Source organism: Algoriphagus formosus (assembly GCF_002807035.1).
GTDB lineage: Bacteria > Bacteroidota > Bacteroidia > Cytophagales > Cyclobacteriaceae > Algoriphagus > Algoriphagus formosus.
Map to the genome: position 1 here is coordinate 218617 of NZ_NIUC01000002.1, position 16240 is coordinate 234856.

Below are 16240 nucleotides of genomic sequence, written 5' to 3' on the forward strand. Positions count from 1 at the left end.
TTAAGGCTTGTAAAGTTTTAAGTCAGTTCCTCGCTGAATCAATTCAAAATCACGGTCAAATTCAAAAATTGGGACTTTAAAGTGTATAGCAAAAACTGCGATTTGACAATCCATGCTTTTTCTAATGGAAATCCCTTTGGTTCTTAGAGAAAAAAACAAATTTGCCGCTCGAAAGGCTAAGTCCTTGTAGGGTATATCCAGCCATATCAGCGCGTCTAAAAGGTCCCTCAATCTATCAAACTCGAACTCATCTTTTACCCCCTGGAGAATCTCCTGATAAATCGGCGGACAAATGCATACTTGATTTTCCAATAAGAGTCGATTGATTTCCTCTCTGATTGATTCATTTCCACCCCTGAAAAAGGAAATCCAAACACTTGTATCAATTAATACTCCATTCATCAGGTTTCCCGCATTGATTCCAGGTCACCTTCCCAAGCAATTTTTCCTGCAAGAGACGCTAACTCTCTTCTTTTCAGCTCATTGAGATAGGATTTCAAAGCTTTATTAACAATATTTTTTTTTGTCTTCAACTTTGAATGCAATTTAATTTCCTCAATTAATTTATCATCTATTTCAATATTTGTTCGTATCATCTCTGTCTTCATACACATATTTCAAACAAAATATACACAAAAAGAACCAAGAGCAAAAACTAAAATCTCAAACTCTAAGACCTATTAGGAATTCATAATACTCTCAATTTCTTCCGCTTCAATCGGGATATTCCGCATCAAATCGAAGTATCCATTTTCTTGGATGACGATGTTATTCTCCAAACGCACCCCAAGGTTTTCTGCTGGAATGTAGATTCCCGGCTCAACCGTAAATACCATTCCCGGTGTAATCGGGCCATGCATAGTCCCCACATCATGCACATCCAAACCCAAATGATGGGAAGTACCATGCATAAAATACTTTTTGTATGCTGGCCATTTTGGATCTTGGTTTTTCACATCGGTCTGATCGATTAGACCAAGCCCGATCAATTCGGATTGCATGATGAGCCCTACTTCTTTATGATAGTCTTGAATGTTAGTCCCCGGTCTCAGAATATTCATCGCCTCTCGCTGCACACGAAGGACTGCATCATAAACAGCTTTCTGACGCTCTGTAAATTTCCCATTTACAGGAATAGTCCGAGTCATATCTGCGTTGTAGTTACCATACTCCGCCCCCACATCCATCAGCAATAAGTCGCCGTCATAGCAAGGGCGGCTATTCTCGATATAATGCAAGACACAGGCATTGGCACCCGAGGCGATGATCGGCTCATAAGCAAAACCCTTGCTTCGGTTTCTCACAAATTCATGCAAGTACTCCGCTTCAATCTCAAACTCAGTCACTCCGGGCTTCACGAATTTTAAAATTCTTCGAAATCCCTTCTCCGTAATATCACAGGCAATTTGGAGTTGATCGATTTCAGCCTGCTCCTTGGCGCCACGGAGTTCATGCATAATCGGAGCCAGTCGCTCATACTCATGAAGTGGAAATCGCTCCTTGCACGACTTGATAAATCGGGCATCTCGAGTCTCTACCACCACTCCCGCTCGGAGATGCTCATTTGTATTCAGGTAAACGCGCTCGGAAAGCGCCATTACTGAATTGAAGATTTGATCAAAATCTGAAAGCCAATGAATGTTTTTAATTCCCGAAGCTGCTTCTGCTTCTTCTTTGGTGTATTTATGCCCTTCCCAAACCGCGATATGTTCATTTGTCTCCCGCAGGAAAAGTACCTCTCTCCAAGCTGGATTAGGGCAGTCAGGTGCGATCAGGAGAATAGTCTCTTCCTGATCTATGCCACAGAGATAAAAAAGATCATTGTTTTGTCGAAAACGCATCGTGCCATCAGCGTTGGTTGGCATGATGTCGTTCGAATTGAAAATTGCGACCGAATCTTTGGCTAGTTTTTGAGCCAGTTTTTCTCTATTTCGAATGTAAAGCTCCGCGGAAAGTGGTTGGTATTTCATTGTCTATCTTTTATTTTTTTGATCAAAGGGATTTTCAGAATTAGCTCCGTAAAGCAGAATCTGGGATAATTATATTTGATTTGAAACAAGACCGGGATAGAAATTTGTTTTCTTTGTGTTACCGGAAATTGAAATTGAAACAAACTTCTCAGGAATCCAAGTTTGTTTAGAAATCTTGGTTTTTGGTTTTCAAAATAATTTATGCATCAGATAAAAGAGCTTGCAAACGGCATTCGGATCGTTCATCAGGAAGTCTCTCATACGCGCTTGGTCCACTGTGGATTTGTACTCAATATTGGTAGCCGAGATGAGACCAAGGAGCAGGAAGGATTGGCTCATTTCTGGGAGCACATGGCTTTCAAGGGTACCAAAAGACGAAAAACCTTTCACATCCTTAATCGCCTGGAATCCCTCGGTGGAGAGCTCAATGCCTACACAACCAAAGAAAAAATCTGCTTTTATGCATCGGTCCTGAAGGATCATTATTCCAAAGCTGCCGAACTGCTCTTTGATATCACTTTCAATTCAACTTTTCCAACCAAAGAAATCGAGAAGGAGCGACAGGTAATCTTGGAAGAAATGGCCATGTACCGAGATTCACCGGATGATTCTATTCAGGACGAACTCGACGCTTTGGTCTTTGATAATCATGCCCTAGGTCGAAATATCCTTGGAAGAGAAGAGACAGTGGGACATTTCACCCAACAGGATTTCTTTGAGTTTATTGGGAGTCGCCTTGACACCTCCCAACTTGTTTTTTCCATTGTTGGAAACATTTCCTTTGCCAAAGCTTTGAAGATCATTGAAGGCCCACTTTCCGAAATTCCAGCCAAGCGAACTCTCTACCTACGAAGCCCTTTCAAGGGATACCAACCCAAGCTAGAAAGACTGAATCGGGATATCACGCAGTCTCTTTGTGGAATCGGAAGACCAGCCTATTCTCAGCATGACCCAAGAAGGTATAAACTTTACCTCTTAAACAATATCCTCGGCGGACCGAGCATGAATAGCCGCTTGAATATGGCGCTTCGCGAAAAGCACGGGCTTGTTTATAGCATAGAGTCTACTTTCCAGCCTTTCTCGGATGTAGGCTTTTTTGGGATCTTTTTCGGTACGGAAGAAAAGACCCTTCCCAAAGCCAAAAAGCTGGTTCAGAAAGAACTCAAGCGACTTCGGGAAAAAAAACTTGGCAGCCTACAACTGCATATGGCCAAGGAGCAAGCAATCGGTCAGATGGCGATGGCGGAAGAAAACTATGCTGCCCTCATGCTGGTATTTGGGAAAAGCCTGATTGACCATGGCAAAATTGATCCTTTGGATAAGATTTTTGAGCAAATCAAGAAAACAACAGCTGAAGACTTACTCGAAATCGCGAATGAAATCCTAGACCCGGCACAATTAACCTCATTGACTTATTTACCCAATTGATCATGGAATTCATCGATCCGGAACTCCTAGAATATTGTGAAGCCCATACAAGCGAAGAAGATGCGCTTTTGAAAAAAATCACCCGAGAAACGCAGGCCAAGGTACTTATGCCTCGGATGCTTTCAGGTCAACTTCAGGGTAAATTTCTAGAGTTGATGGTCAAAATGCATCAACCGAAAACCATATTGGAAATCGGTACTTATACCGGTTATTCGGCTATTTGCATGGCAAGAGGTCTATCGAAGGGAGGTAAACTCATTACTTTGGATATCAATGACGAGTTGGAGAAAATGGTCAGAGGCTTTTTTGAAGAAAGTGGGTTGATTGCTCAAATTGACTACCGACTTGGGAATGCGCTTGACTTAATTCCAAGTATTGAAGGTGATTTTGATTTTGTATTTATAGATGCCGACAAGGAGAATTACCTTCCCTATTACCAGCTCGTGATAGACCGGGTTTCAAAAGGCGGTGTAATACTCGCCGACAATGTACTTTGGTCGGGAAAAGTCCTTCCCAAAGGCAGAAAAAAACTCGATAAGGATACAGCTGCCCTGCTGGAATTCAACCGATTTGTACAAGAAGACCCACGAGTGGAAAATAGTCTTTTGCCCATTCGGGATGGATTGATGTTAGCTAGAAAGCTTTAAACCCGAAATATGCATTAGACTTCTTATTACGAGTCCAAACCGCTTCAAAATCAATCCGCTTTGCTGCATTTAGCTCAATCACCGTCCCGAGCAGTCGGGATGCCTCATTCGCTAAATACTTGATTTTATTGCGGTTTGATCTCTCACTACAGATTCTAATGCATAGTCCGGGTTAAAGAAATTTTAGGAATCATTTTTGCAGAAGGTCAGAAAGAAAAATCTTTACTGTCCCCATGAAGCTGATTTCTCGCATCATTTTTACCAAAATCCTATTTATTAGCCTTTTTTCGAGTCTTTTCGCTCAAATCCCGCAGGTTCCTGCTGAGATGGAATTTGCCGATCTTATTCTTCGGATCAATCCTCAAGCAAGAAGGGAAATTCAACTCGATGTGGATGCACTTCATCGCAGTCCCAAGCACTTTCAGGTAAAAATGGACCGATTCAATTTATATCGTCCCATAATCGAACGGGAATTTAGGGCTGCAGGAGTACCTGAAGATCTCAAATATTTGGTCATTCAGGAAAGTGGATTGATTGCAGATGCTGTCTCTACATCCAATGCAGTTGGATTTTGGCAATTCAAACAAGGGACGGCTGAGGAAGTATCTATTCGGGTAGATAGGCAGGTAGATGAAAGGAAAAATATCGTCAACTCCTCTCGCGGAGCAGCTTTGTACTTAAGAGGACACAATCGCACTTTTGACAATTGGATGGTATCCCTGATCGCCTATCAAATGGGTGCAGGAGGTGCCAAAGCTTATTTCGGTGATCGCTATCGGGGTAAACGCATAGTCGATGTGGATCGAAATTCACACTGGTATTTCAAGAAATTCCTGGCGCATAAAGTCGCCTTTGGGGAGCAGGTTTTTCAACTCACAAGTAATACCAATTCGCTTCGACTTGCAGAGGTGAAGGTAAATGGCCCTACAAGTTTGGATGCCTTGGCTAAAAAGTACAAGGTCAGTGAGGAGCATTTGAAGGAAATGAATAAATGGACTTCCAACGGAAAAATTCCCGCCGGTGGCCCCTACTACTTGGTTTTTGTGACTGATGATCAAGTAGAGTTTGAAACGGGCATCGAGCCTAAAAATCCAGCAAAAAGTAGTAATGCGGGCAAATCAAGCACCAAGTACAGCACAGCTAACTCCTATCCCCGCATTGCAGGCAACACTACCAAAGCATCCCAACCAGACCAAATCACTGTGAACAATCTAGATGGCGTTCAGGCGGCATCTACCACCACACAGGATACTTTTGCTGAAAAGATCGGTATCAAAGAGAAGCGATTCCGTCGATGGAATGACCTGGAGCCAGGAGAGCGAGTAGAAGCAGGTGAATATTATTACACCGAAAAGAAAAAGGCGAAAGCTGAGGTAGCTACGCACATCGTTCAACCGGGAGAAACCCTCTGGAGCATCTCACAAAAGTATGGAATCAAACTTTCGTCCTTGAAAGCTAAAAACCGTATCCGAAGAGATCAGGATTTGAAAGCTGGCATGGTATTGAACCTCCAAGAACACCGAAAGCGTGGCGAGGATATCCCAGTGGTACAAATTTCCAACCCTTCAAAAACAGTCATTGCCAAAAACGAGCAGCCTGTCACTCAGCCGAAGTCAAACCCGGTCACCTCAGCCTCTTCCAACCAGAAGGCTACGGACCCAGCTAGTTTGACTCATACTGTTTCTCCGGGAGAAACATTGTACGCGATTTCCAAAAAATATGGAGTGACTGTAGATCAACTCAAATCCTGGAATCGAATCGGAAGTCAAAATATCATTAGCGTGGGGCAGAAATTAACTATCTTCAAGCCCTGAAACGCGTCTGTTTTAATCCCATGAACCGATTTCTTCTACTTTTAAGCCTTATTTTCATTGGGCTTGGGGGAAAGCTTCTTGCCCAAGACCAGCAGATTATCCCGGATACGGTTTTGATAGCCGGGGATACCCTGCTCATGATTGGGGATTCCTTGATTGTAGAAGAACCAAAAAAGGAGATTTTCTGGAAGACGGGTGGAAATTATAACCTCAACATTGTACAAGTAACCCTAAGCAATTGGGCTGCGGGTGGAGCTTCCTCCTTCGCGCTGAATACCGGAGTTTCCCTTTTTGCCAATTACAAAAAAGACAAAAAGGTATGGGACACTCAGCTTACCGTCAATCTGGGTTTTAGTAGGCAGAATGACCGGGTTTTCCCTACGCGAAAAACCAATGACAACTTTCTTTTTGTGAGTAATTACGGTAGAGAACTCTCGGAGACGTTCTACCTTTCCACGCAGTTGGAAGCTCGAACCCAACTTTTGGAAGGATTTAAATATGCCCGCCCTTCGGGAAGTGAATCGGATACCCGCACAAAAATATCCGATCTATTGTCCCCAGGCTATGTGCAGTCATCCACGGGTCTCAACTACCGGAAAACCTATGAGAAAAAAGGGAAACTATCAATCATCCTCTCCCCTTTTACAGGTCGTTTTACCATCGTCCTAAATGACTCTTTGAGTAATGCCGGAGCCTTTGGTGTGACCCCAGGTGAAAATGTACGAGCCGAGGCAGGGATGTCTTTGGCTACTTCGATCGCAGACTTCCAACTGATGGAAAATGTGACCTGGCGTGCTGATCTAAATCTTTTCTCAAATTATGAGCGATTCGGAAATATGGTTGTAAACTTCAACTCCATCATTCGAATGAAGGTAAACAAATACATCTCCACCCGAATAGAGACGACTTTGATATATGATGAGGAGGTGTTTATCAAGCAAGATGACGGCCCAGCAAAACAAGCTGTTCAGCTACAGAATCTCGTCAACTTTGGCATATCGCTGGACTTTTAGAAGTCCGGGTCTAGGTCAAACTTCTTCGAAAACTCCAATAAGGCCGGATGCTTTTTGAGCAGATGCTTAAATTTATCCTGATCGGTGTAAAGCTTGGGCGCTCCAGCATCATCTTCTTCCTTGACATCCAATTGGATGGAGATTTTTCCAGCCCCACTTTTTTTACGGAAGATCCCAATCAAATCAGGCTTCATTTTTTCAGCAATCTCTTCCTGAACATGGCCCATGACTTCTATTAAAATCGTCCCCTCCTCCACTTTCTTGACTTGATGTAGGATGGCCAACTCCAGGTTCCGCTTTTCAGACTTCCAAAGTTCAATCACCTCAGGCAGATATTGATCTAGCATTTCCTGCGTAAATACTCCTACAGAAGTGGTAGGAATTAATTCTATTGGAGTCTTCTCCTCTTGGGAAGGCTCCTTTACTTCCGGCTTTACCTCTTTCTTTAAAAAAGTTTTTGCCTGGGAAAAATTCGTAGGAACCGAGATAGTCTTTTGGACTGGAGTCTTTTTGGAATGGACTTCGGCTACTTCAGGTTTTGGAGTTCCGTTCGAAGCCTCAGCTTTGGGGGCTAAGCTTTTTTTTTTGAATCCTCCACAGCAAGCGCTGCAAGGCTCAAAGCGGCAGGAATTTTAGCCATTTTCATCAAAGCCAATTCGACATGAAGCCGCTGATTCTTACTACTCTTGTAATGAATATCGCATTGATTGGCGATGGATAGCGCACTCAAAAGGAATGACTGACTACTCGCTTTGGACTGCTCAATATAGTTGGCTTTCACCTCATCAGACACTTCCAATAGATTCACTGTCGCAGAATCTTGTACCACCAACAAATCTCTGAAATGCTCGGCCAGCCCAACAACAAAATTATGCCCATCGAACCCCTTTTTGAGGATTTCGTCAAAGATCAACAAAGTGTCTGCAATATTTCCAGCGAGAAGCGCCTCTACCACTTTGAAATAATAGTCATAGTCCAAAATGTGGAGATTTGCGATGGTCTCTTGATAGGTGACTTTCTTCCCCGCGGAATAGGTAACAATCAAGTCAAAAATCGAAAGTGCATCCCGAAGTGCTCCATCTGCTTTAGCCGCAATTAGCCGCAAAGCCTCATCCTCATAATCTACGCTCTCCTCTTTGGCGATGTATTGCAAATGCTCCGCAATGTGCTTGATCTGAATTCGGTTGAAATCAAAAATCTGACATCGGGAAAGGATAGTAGGTATAATCTTATGCTTTTCTGTAGTTGCCAGAATGAAAATCGCATATTTTGGAGGTTCTTCCAAGGTCTTCAAAAAGGCATTAAAAGCTTGATTGGAAAGCATGTGAACCTCATCAATGATATAGACTTTGTATTGACCTTTTTGAGGAGCATAACGAACCTGATCAACCAGATTCCGGATATCATCTACAGAGTTGTTGGACGCCGCATCCAGCTCATAAATATTGAATGAAGCATTGTTTTGGAAGGAAAGACAGGACTCGCATGTACCACAAGCTTCCTGATCTTCACCTCGATTTTCGCAGTTGATGGTTTTGGCAAGGATCCGGGCACAGGTAGTTTTCCCTACTCCACGAGGACCACAAAATAAAAAAGCTTGAGCTAAGTGATTGTTTTTAATCGCATTCTGAAGCGTAGTAGTAATGTGCTGCTGCCCTACGACACTTTTGAAGTTTGCCGGTCTATATTTTCTTGCCGAAACAACGAAATTTTCCATCGCTGCAAGATATAAAAATCTCTTTGATTGGAAGGTGGATTGGAGAATTTGAAAATTGAAAAATTGAAAGATTGGTTGAAAAGTGTAAAAGTTTGAAAGTTGAAAAGTGAAAAAGTTGGAAGGTTGGAAAGTGATCGTCTCGGTGGAAGCGATACTGGGACTTCAAGCAAGGTTTCTAACTCAAAAGAACACTGAACTAAGAACGATGAACCGTAATTATGGAAATAAAGACTTCTACTACTTACAACTAACCATTTACCATTTACTTACCCTCCACTCCTTGAGTGGAACCAAATTTGCCTTACCTTTGTCTAAGTACAAAATGGGGCTGACCGGTATTGACAGTAAGTGTAAAGATCGGGCTCGCATGCAGGCTGGAGTATGTACGGCCTTGAAAGATTCATACGAACCATAAATGGCGAAACTTCTTACGCCATGGCTGCCTAATCTAACCTACTAGGATAGATTGCTTAAAGGGTTGAGTTACAAACAGTAATTCCCCGGCCACATCTCACCACCTGTGGTCTGATCCGGGTGGAGTTGAGGTGTCGATCAGGTCAGACTGCTGCTTGCGATGCGATTAAGCAAGCTTAAGACTCAGTCGCTAAGCTAGACTCAGGTGTGTCACCCAGCATAGTCTAGTCGAAAAACCAATCGGTGACTAAGCATGTAGACGGTACGGTGTTTCCTTATCTGGACGCGAGTTCGAATCTCGCCAGCTCCACGTTTTAGATTAAATAGGCCCTGTAAAGACTTAATTTACAGGGCTTTATTTTTTGATGATGTTTTTCCAGTGGATATTCAGTGGTACAACCTGGTTAAACATTAATTTGATTTGATACTTTTTACTAAGTTAAGGAATTCTGATTCAACTTTTGGGTTCACCACGTTTCCACTCAGATTTATAAGATAAGCATTCTTTCCCAAAATAAATGCAGCAGTGCATTCCTTCATAGTCAGTTCTGAATCAACCCTAGCTGTGCTGACATATTGAACTGAATTTTGAGAAAGGATCTTTCCAGTAGAAATTAATCTACCTCCACTGCTCAAAACCCCTTCCTTAATATTTGCCAAGAAACTAGAAATATAAGTTTCACGGGTACTAGAGAATTGAGTAAGATCCTTGGAGAGGTCAATTACAGAAATACTGAAAATATAGACCTGCCCAGCTTTTTGGTAATTACAGGTATAATACACGTTACTTCCTTGCCTTTGACTCATTTTAGGATTGCACTCCCATTGAATAGAAATGTCCTGATTTTGAAATGAAGCTTGACTGTAGGAATTACTCAGGCTAAGCAAGAGCCCAAGAATTGAGAATAATAGATTTTTCATTTTGATTGAATTTATAGTTTTTAAAATTAGATTAATCCTTCATCTGCAAAGCTGAAATACCCTTCATCTGAAAGAATCAAATGATCAAATAGATGAATGTCCATCACCTTGCATCCTTTTGCTACTCTCTTGGTAAGATTTAAATCACTAGAAGATGGTTTCAAATTGCCTGAAGGATGATTATGGCTTAAAATAACGCTGGTAGCAAGGCTTTTTAACCCCACACCAAGGATTATCTTCATGTCACAGGTAACACTTGATATACCTCCTGTAAATGCTTTAAAATAACCCAAAATCCTGCCTCCATTATTGAGATACAGAATGATGAATTCTTCTCTTGCACAAATCAGGTCTTGATTGTATAGCTCTTTCAATACCCTGTAGGCATCTGAAGAGCTTCTGATAGACCCTAAACTTTTATTTTTGTGATTAGGTCTATATGAAATATTGATTTCTGAGATAGATTCGTTCATGTTCAATTTTTTATATAAAAGAAAAAACCTACCCCGATTGAGGTAGGTCTTAGATTAATTCAAGTACCAGAATCCATCAGATTTATTCTCTAAAGCATTCTGTATCTGCAATGTAAAATCATAAGCATTGACTTCTCTTTCAAGAAATTTGTCAATGTAAGATGATTTCACTGCACCAGTCATCAGATTGTATAACCTCCACAGGTCAATTCTACCAGATTCATACCTAGAGAAATTCTCATCACTGTAGTAGGATTCTGCTACTCTGGAAATTTGAGTATCATTGATCAGTAGCTCTGGAATATGAAGCTTCTCTTCCTTGGGTAGATACTGATACATTCTAGCTCTTCCAATCAACTTGGCAAACTGTGATTCAGATAAATCCATTTCTGGGAGTTGCTCCATTCTGGAGATTTGATCTACTGCATCATAGCCAGTGAATAATTCATAGGACTTTGCATACAACTCCTGCAAGGACTTCACTTTCAGATCTAACTTTGACCCATCTGTAGAAATGCAAAGGTTGGTACAGACCGTATTTTTGAACCCCACAAAGATTTTGAAGTGCTCATAACTTCCTTTGTTAGTGTTCATATTGTCCAGATTGTAGGCCTTCACACCTCCAACAGTTAGCTCTAGTAACTGCCCATTGACATCCTGCATGATCGTAGGAATGGTTGCCATAAAAGCTAAGCGCTCGTAATAGATGGTCTTTTCATTCGGAAATAATTCACTAGCTTTTTTGTGTCTAGCTTCATAAACCCTCCCTTTTACTGCATGAGAGACCCTAACTGAGGGTGCTGAAAGATCTCTAATAGAATAAGCATCTTTGGCAGCTTCAGTCACAGCCTCCACAAATTCTACTTGAGAAATAGCAGGTTCATTGTCTTTCAGAAATACAGGAATGATGTGTTTATCCCTGATCTCATTTAGATCCATTTCGATGGTATTGGCTTGTAGGAATACATTCCCCTTGCCAACTTCTTCAGAGTTGAGGTTTTGAGGCCTCACCAGTGTATTTTCCATTGGTTTCAAAGGGTTTTGGTTTCAATAATTCCTGCTTTTTCATAGAAAAGGTTTGAAGCTGATCCTCAGTGACCTTACCAGATTGCTCATACAGCTCATACAGCTCCTGTAGATTTTTACAGGAATTGATGGCTTGCAATAGATCCATTTTTTCCTCAGGTAATTTGGTATCAGCTGACTCACACCACTCTTTGATCTTTAGACCTGTTTCTTGAGTGATTATAAATTCATGCTGAGAGGAAAATAAACCAGTTCTATCCTTAGATGCTCTTGCATGGTGTCTGATATTGATGTCAAATACCACCGTGAACTCATAGTCCATCCCATCTCTGGTGACTCCTTTTAACCCTACCTTTTCAGGTACAGCTTTGCCATTCTTCTCCATCATCACATAATCTTGCTTTGACCTGATCGTAGCAATCACGTGAACAGGTGTATAAAGAATTGCATTAACGAATGCATTGTGTCTTGGAGTAATTTTTGCCCAATTGGAGAAACTGTTCCCAGCCATATTTCCATGGATATCCAAGATTCCACCGTCACCCTCCCATTCATGAGAAATAGAGTCCAGAATAATAGCTTCCATACCCTGAGCATGACACATTTTGATTGCTTCCATGTACTTCTCCGGAGTATAGGGAGCAGTAATTCCAAGTACATTGTATTCTCCAAGATGTGAGTAAAGATCAGCTGAACCATTTTCACTGTCTATCACTGCAATCTTGGACCAATCTCCTACCAATCCATAGGCAAGGAGTAGCGCACTGGTAGTCTTACCTGATCCACTTGGACCTTGTAATCCCACTTTAATTTTGGCCTGCCTTCGAGCAGCCCTACGGAATACTAAGTTTTCCATAAGTGTTATAATATAGTTATGTGAAACACAAAAAGCAGCCCACTCGGACTGCTCTAAACCAGGTATTTAGCCACCTCCACGTTTGAATATATAAATCCAAAAATTTGAAAAACTCAAACAATAGATGGCGGGGTATGACCCAATTCAAGACTTATGGGGGGTAGTGATCCAATGTTATTTTGGTAAATTCTGAATCAGAAGTTCAAAATTTTTTATATAAAAAAATTTGGAAAAGTACAGATGTATTAATTTTAATAGATTAGATTCCTACACCTGCACATTATTAAAATCTGTATCAATCAAGTGTTCAAGATTTATTTTCCCAAAATCTAGTCCTTTACTTTTAGGCGTTTTAGACACATCTTTCAAATGATCTGTTAGACTCAAGATTTTTTCTACTATGGATGGTTTTTCTAAATCTTTTTCTTCAAACTTAAATTTAGGCCTATCACCACCTTCCTTTTTAAGTCCAAAAAAATGCTCCATCAAAATAGAAGCGTTTTCAGTTGGATTACCAACTTGAAAAAATGATCTGAAGTGTTGTCGAATAAATGCTTTGTTTTCTAAGATTTTTGGAATTTCGGAGGAGGATAGATATTTCTTTTGTGTTCTTTTTTGGGTCAGAATTTTCACTAATTCACTAAATGCTGCAGGATATCTAGTATAAAGCCTTAGTCCATCAACCACTACAGAGGAAATTTGATATGGTTTTTTTAATCTCGAATAATGGCTTGCTAATCCCCAACAATTTTCTTCTTCCAATGAAAAAGCTCTTCCAAATAAATACCAGTAGGCAGCTACTTTTATGGATTGCTTGGATTCATCATCAAGAAACCTGTCTACTAGATTTCTACTTTCATAATCAGCATCTAGGTTATCCAAAAACTTATCCAGCGTTTCTGCCTCTTTCTCCTCATCAGTTCTTTTATCAGGTAGTATGGAATACTTGGAATTAGTATAATCCAAATATTCTATCTTATACCTTTCATTTAGCTTTGAAATGAGAATTTCACCTTTCTTCTTATAAAGCTCAACCTTATCCAATTCATGATTTTCTAGATCCTCCAATAGCCAGTTTACTGCTGGTTTTCCCTCATTATTGATATAAATCAGACTAGATTTTGTCTCTGAGATTGCCTTGATAAGATCTGCCCTATCTTTTTCCTCCTCAATTTTTGTAGTGACGTAATCAATTAAACCATTTAGGTCCTCTTTCCTTTTACCTAAAGGAACTTTCGGTAATTGGTAGTTAATATTTCCCTCTAGCGATAAAGCAAAAGTATAGGGTGGTTTTTGTTCCTTAGTCCTTGATCTACCAAAGAATTGAACCAAGTTCTCAAAACTGAATGCATGATGTACTTTGCCTTTCAGGGTTATTGCAACGGCATGAATATTTTCATGAATGTCAATTCCACTGAAATTTATGCAGGAAGTTAGATTAATGGGAGTGGGCAATATTCCTGATTTAATTTCAAACTTGTTGTACTTTTTGTAGAACCTTTCCTTGCTATTAGAACTTACATGGACTGAAACTAGATTTTCAATTTTAGCTTTTTCAAATATCTCAATCATCTCTGATAAACCTTCTAAAGAATTGAGACCAATTAGGAACTTATTGTCTTTAGATTGGCCATTTTTGCTTTTAAAAAAGTCAACCAACTGGTTAGCAATTCCCCAGTGTGGGTGTTTCTTAAAAGTTCGAATCTCTAGCCTCTCCTTGTCTCTTGTATAAGGTATACCTAATTCATCAGTCTTATGGGTAAAAACTTCCAGATCATACTGAGGCAATTTCTTTAGTTCTTCATCAGAAAAATCTAATAGGGTCGCAGAAACCAAGCATTTTCGCTTAAACTTCTTGAAGTAGTCAAAACATAGCGGAAGTTTAGATCTAAATCCTGATTGCATTTGGAGCAATTCCACTTCATCCAATACCAGAAAAAACTCTTTGAAAGGATTACAACCAACCTCGTGTAATGCCTCCACCAACTTCTCAATACTATCTGCTACAACTGAGAATTTAGGATTTTTAGACTTATTTCTGGAATACCAGTCCTTGATTTGATATTTACTAGTTGATTGGTTATTGGGATCTGTTCCCACAAAAAAAGTATTCCGTCCTTTCTTTTTGTAGTCTTCGAACTTTTCAAAAGCTAATCTTCTAAATGGAAACACCAATATAGAAGGTCTATCTGCATGGAATTCACAGAAGGTAGCCCCCATGCCAGGATACTTCTTATTGAATATCCCTTCAGGTAGGCCATTTCTAAAATTGAGCTTTTCTCCTATATAATCAAATAGATACTGATCCTCACGGAGCCAAACAGATTCTCTTACCTTTTCAAAGTCAATTTCCATTTAATTACCTTTATTCTTAAAATCAATAAGTATTATCGATTGCCTTAAACCTTAACTGATTGGCATATCATTAAAAGTCTGTCCATTTAATTCTCGTCCTGCTTTTTTCTTATTTGTTCCACCCCATTGCTTAAAAAAGAACGCAGAACCAAAAATCTCACATTGTTCTTTTATTTCTAAAACCCATTCCTTTTTCATTGGTCTTGGATTTCTTCCACTTTCTCCACCAACAATAACCCAATCAATATATGATAGATTGATTCCTGCGAGAGATCCAATTAATGGTTCGCAGGAAAGGAATTTAACCGAAGCATTATTTAACCTTAAAAGATCAATTCTATTGATAACTCGTTCGTCTTCTACAGATGTGCCCAGCCAGATATTTTTGCTCCATGTTAAATCCTCATTTAATTCCAGTGCTCTTTCCGGACGTTTCGTAAGGACTTGAAATACATGACTCAAATTATCATTCATGACTTTGAATACGTCCTTTATAAAGTCAACTGGCACATCAGGATGGAACAAATCACTCATAGAGTTTACAAATACCATTTTTGACCCTTTCCATTCATAGGGATCAGCCAATGTTGTCGGATGGGTTCTTACTTTCTTAAAGCCGTCTTTATATTTTTCCAACCCCATAGCTTGTAAGCGTCTCGACATTACTTCTGCATAGCAGAACTTGCATCCAGCCGAAACCTTTGAACAGCCCGTTACGGGATTCCATGTTAATTCTGTCCACTCTATTGATGATTGTGCCATTTTATTTCTCCTTTTTGATAATGTCGTTTGCAATCTTTATCGCTACCGGTACATTAGAGGCTGCCATGAAATGAAAAAGTACTGCATTTGTGCTATTCCGTAAGGGTAAAGGATCAGATACATGTTTAAATATCGTCTTTAAACGTTCTTGGTAAAGTTTTGCTGCTGCATCAACTGCATTCTCAATTTTCTTGAATTTCCGCTCTCCAAATAAGTCCATTTGAGGGTCTTCATAATAGAATCTATCTTCTATTTCTTTTGGGTCAAGGCCGAAGAAATTCCCCAAGGTCTCAAACCAAACCTGCCCTGATTTTTCCTTCTTTTTTAAAAGCCTATTGATGCCAATTCCTGTAGGCACTAAAATCCACAAATCAACTCCCCGACCTTTTAATGAATCTAAAGCATCCCATTTTACTTGCATGCCGTACGGATCAATAAAGGCAATAGCCTTGAAGTTTTTACCTTTGGGACTTTTAAGAAACCCTGCCATATCCTGTAGTTTCTGATTACAGTCATCTCCGCCAGCAACCACTGATTTATCCGTTAAAGCAGGAAATTCCTTGTTTATGATTCTTTGAAGTAATTGTGCATTGTCTAAATCCTTCTCAACAAAGTAGTAGAAATCAAATTTTCTAGGTTCATCAAAGCTCAGGACATGTCGTGCCGTACCTTCAATAACTTCCTCTGTTTCCTTTTTGGTCTGAATGTCTCCTGATCCAGCAAAGCCATCAAAATAGATAAGCTTCCAGGGCTTATCTTTCATGATTTGCATGTATGCGTACAAGTATTTCTTGAATACTCTAATTTTTATTTCTGTCCATTCACCTCCAAATTGATTTGCCAT

At 40.1% G+C, this 16240-nt stretch carries 16 protein-coding genes and 1 other RNA gene; 5 read left to right on the forward strand and 12 right to left on the reverse strand.

Annotated elements, in window-relative coordinates; genetic code table 11:
• The 3 genes from vapC to CDH51_RS07040 form a co-directional block, all read right to left on the reverse strand.
• Positions 1 to 402, reverse strand: a complete 402-nt coding sequence (gene vapC / locus CDH51_RS07030) for a type II toxin-antitoxin system VapC family toxin (RefSeq protein ID WP_100628006.1) — start codon at positions 400 to 402, stop codon at positions 1 to 3.
• Positions 402 to 608 carry a type II toxin-antitoxin system VapB family antitoxin gene (locus CDH51_RS07035; protein WP_232724772.1) on the reverse strand — a complete coding sequence of 69 codons (207 nt, stop codon included), beginning with the start codon at positions 606 to 608 and terminating at the stop codon, positions 402 to 404. Before CDH51_RS07035 ends, vapC begins: the two co-directional genes overlap by 1 nt.
• Positions 609 to 680: 72 nt before the next feature.
• A complete protein-coding gene (locus CDH51_RS07040) occupies positions 681 to 1970 on the reverse strand; it encodes an aminopeptidase P family protein (RefSeq protein WP_100628007.1) in 1290 nt (429 codons plus the stop codon).
• Positions 1971 to 2171: 201 nt separating this feature from the next.
• Here CDH51_RS07040 and CDH51_RS07045 point away from each other — a divergent pair, with 201 nt between their 5' ends.
• From CDH51_RS07045 to CDH51_RS07060, 4 genes are all read left to right on the forward strand, one after another.
• The gene (locus CDH51_RS07045; RefSeq protein ID WP_100628008.1) at positions 2172 to 3398 is read left to right on the forward strand and encodes a M16 family metallopeptidase; all 1227 of its coding nucleotides are present in this window, start codon (positions 2172 to 2174) and stop codon (positions 3396 to 3398) included.
• A 2-nt stretch (positions 3399 to 3400) separates the two neighbouring features.
• Positions 3401 to 4045 (forward strand): O-methyltransferase, encoded by a 645-nt coding sequence (locus CDH51_RS07050; protein ID WP_100628009.1) that lies wholly within the window; start codon positions 3401 to 3403, stop codon positions 4043 to 4045.
• Positions 4046 to 4278: 233 nt separating this feature from the next.
• On the forward strand, positions 4279 to 5859 hold the full coding sequence (locus CDH51_RS07055; RefSeq protein ID WP_100628010.1) for a LysM peptidoglycan-binding domain-containing protein: 1581 nt from the start codon (positions 4279 to 4281) through the stop codon (positions 5857 to 5859).
• A gap of 20 nt (positions 5860 to 5879) precedes the next feature.
• Positions 5880 to 6872, forward strand: coding sequence for a DUF3078 domain-containing protein (locus CDH51_RS07060; RefSeq protein WP_100628011.1), 993 nt, complete (start codon positions 5880 to 5882; stop codon positions 6870 to 6872).
• Here the strand turns inward: CDH51_RS07060 and CDH51_RS07065 are convergent.
• Together CDH51_RS07065 and CDH51_RS07075 are read right to left on the reverse strand one after the other, a co-directional pair.
• Positions 6869 to 7219, reverse strand: coding sequence for a hypothetical protein (locus CDH51_RS07065; RefSeq protein ID WP_100628012.1), 351 nt, complete (start codon positions 7217 to 7219; stop codon positions 6869 to 6871). The two genes, CDH51_RS07060 and CDH51_RS07065, sit on opposite strands and share 4 nt — an antisense overlap.
• Positions 7220 to 7443: 224 nt before the next feature.
• Positions 7444 to 8589 carry a DNA polymerase III subunit gamma/tau gene (locus tag CDH51_RS07075; RefSeq protein WP_100628014.1) on the reverse strand — a complete coding sequence of 382 codons (1146 nt, stop codon included), beginning with the start codon at positions 8587 to 8589 and terminating at the stop codon, positions 7444 to 7446.
• Between the two features lie 324 nt (positions 8590 to 8913).
• Here CDH51_RS07075 and ssrA point away from each other — a divergent pair.
• Positions 8914 to 9316, forward strand: a transfer-messenger RNA (tmRNA) gene (gene ssrA / locus CDH51_RS07080).
• 98 nt (positions 9317 to 9414) lie between these two features.
• On the opposite strand, the gene CDH51_RS07085 is transcribed toward ssrA, so the two are convergent.
• The 7 genes from CDH51_RS07085 to tcmP form a co-directional block, all read right to left on the reverse strand.
• Positions 9415 to 9924 carry a hypothetical protein gene (locus CDH51_RS07085; RefSeq protein ID WP_087939351.1) on the reverse strand — a complete coding sequence of 170 codons (510 nt, stop codon included), beginning with the start codon at positions 9922 to 9924 and terminating at the stop codon, positions 9415 to 9417.
• A 26-nt stretch (positions 9925 to 9950) separates the two neighbouring features.
• Positions 9951 to 10397 (reverse strand): JAB domain-containing protein, encoded by a 447-nt coding sequence (locus tag CDH51_RS07090; protein ID WP_100628015.1) that lies wholly within the window; start codon positions 10395 to 10397, stop codon positions 9951 to 9953.
• 54 nt (positions 10398 to 10451) lie between these two features.
• Entirely contained in the window at positions 10452 to 11423 is a 972-nt protein-coding gene (locus CDH51_RS07095; RefSeq protein WP_232724773.1) for a DUF3871 family protein, read from the reverse strand.
• On the reverse strand, positions 11383 to 12279 hold the full coding sequence (locus CDH51_RS07100) for an AAA family ATPase (protein WP_100628016.1): 897 nt from the start codon (positions 12277 to 12279) through the stop codon (positions 11383 to 11385). Before CDH51_RS07100 ends, CDH51_RS07095 begins: the two co-directional genes overlap by 41 nt.
• Positions 12280 to 12546: 267 nt before the next feature.
• Positions 12547 to 14634 (reverse strand): hypothetical protein, encoded by a 2088-nt coding sequence (locus CDH51_RS07105; protein WP_100628017.1) that lies wholly within the window; start codon positions 14632 to 14634, stop codon positions 12547 to 12549.
• 51 nt (positions 14635 to 14685) lie between these two features.
• Positions 14686 to 15396, reverse strand: a complete 711-nt coding sequence (locus tag CDH51_RS07110; protein ID WP_100628018.1) for a DUF5131 family protein — start codon at positions 15394 to 15396, stop codon at positions 14686 to 14688.
• Position 15397: 1 nt separating this feature from the next.
• Positions 15398 to 16240 carry a three-Cys-motif partner protein TcmP gene (tcmP, locus tag CDH51_RS07115; protein ID WP_100628019.1) on the reverse strand — a complete coding sequence of 281 codons (843 nt, stop codon included), beginning with the start codon at positions 16238 to 16240 and terminating at the stop codon, positions 15398 to 15400.

What these genes read in the sequence shown, in the direction of transcription:
- vapC (WP_100628006.1), bottom strand. Translation starts at nt 402, where the DNA reads ATGAATGGAGTATTAATTGATACAAGTGTTTGGATTTCCTTTTTCAGG.
- CDH51_RS07035 (WP_232724772.1), bottom strand. Translation starts at nt 608, where the DNA reads ATGAAGACAGAGATGATACGAACAAATATTGAAATAGATGATAAATTA.
- CDH51_RS07040 (WP_100628007.1), bottom strand. Translation starts at nt 1,970, where the DNA reads ATGAAATACCAACCACTTTCCGCGGAGCTTTACATTCGAAATAGAGAA.
- CDH51_RS07045 (WP_100628008.1), top strand. Translation starts at nt 2,172, where the DNA reads ATGCATCAGATAAAAGAGCTTGCAAACGGCATTCGGATCGTTCATCAG.
- CDH51_RS07050 (WP_100628009.1), top strand. Translation starts at nt 3,401, where the DNA reads ATGGAATTCATCGATCCGGAACTCCTAGAATATTGTGAAGCCCATACA.
- CDH51_RS07055 (WP_100628010.1), top strand. Translation starts at nt 4,279, where the DNA reads ATGAAGCTGATTTCTCGCATCATTTTTACCAAAATCCTATTTATTAGC.
- CDH51_RS07060 (WP_100628011.1), top strand. Translation starts at nt 5,880, where the DNA reads ATGAACCGATTTCTTCTACTTTTAAGCCTTATTTTCATTGGGCTTGGG.
- CDH51_RS07065 (WP_100628012.1), bottom strand. Translation starts at nt 7,219, where the DNA reads ATGCTAGATCAATATCTGCCTGAGGTGATTGAACTTTGGAAGTCTGAA.
- CDH51_RS07075 (WP_100628014.1), bottom strand. Translation starts at nt 8,589, where the DNA reads ATGGAAAATTTCGTTGTTTCGGCAAGAAAATATAGACCGGCAAACTTC.
- CDH51_RS07085 (WP_087939351.1), bottom strand. Translation starts at nt 9,924, where the DNA reads ATGAAAAATCTATTATTCTCAATTCTTGGGCTCTTGCTTAGCCTGAGT.
- CDH51_RS07090 (WP_100628015.1), bottom strand. Translation starts at nt 10,397, where the DNA reads ATGAACGAATCTATCTCAGAAATCAATATTTCATATAGACCTAATCAC.
- CDH51_RS07095 (WP_232724773.1), bottom strand. Translation starts at nt 11,423, where the DNA reads ATGGAAAATACACTGGTGAGGCCTCAAAACCTCAACTCTGAAGAAGTT.
- CDH51_RS07100 (WP_100628016.1), bottom strand. Translation starts at nt 12,279, where the DNA reads ATGGAAAACTTAGTATTCCGTAGGGCTGCTCGAAGGCAGGCCAAAATT.
- CDH51_RS07105 (WP_100628017.1), bottom strand. Translation starts at nt 14,634, where the DNA reads ATGGAAATTGACTTTGAAAAGGTAAGAGAATCTGTTTGGCTCCGTGAG.
- CDH51_RS07110 (WP_100628018.1), bottom strand. Translation starts at nt 15,396, where the DNA reads ATGGCACAATCATCAATAGAGTGGACAGAATTAACATGGAATCCCGTA.
- tcmP (WP_100628019.1), bottom strand. Translation starts at nt 16,240, where the DNA reads ATGGCAAATCAATTTGGAGGTGAATGGACAGAAATAAAAATTAGAGTA.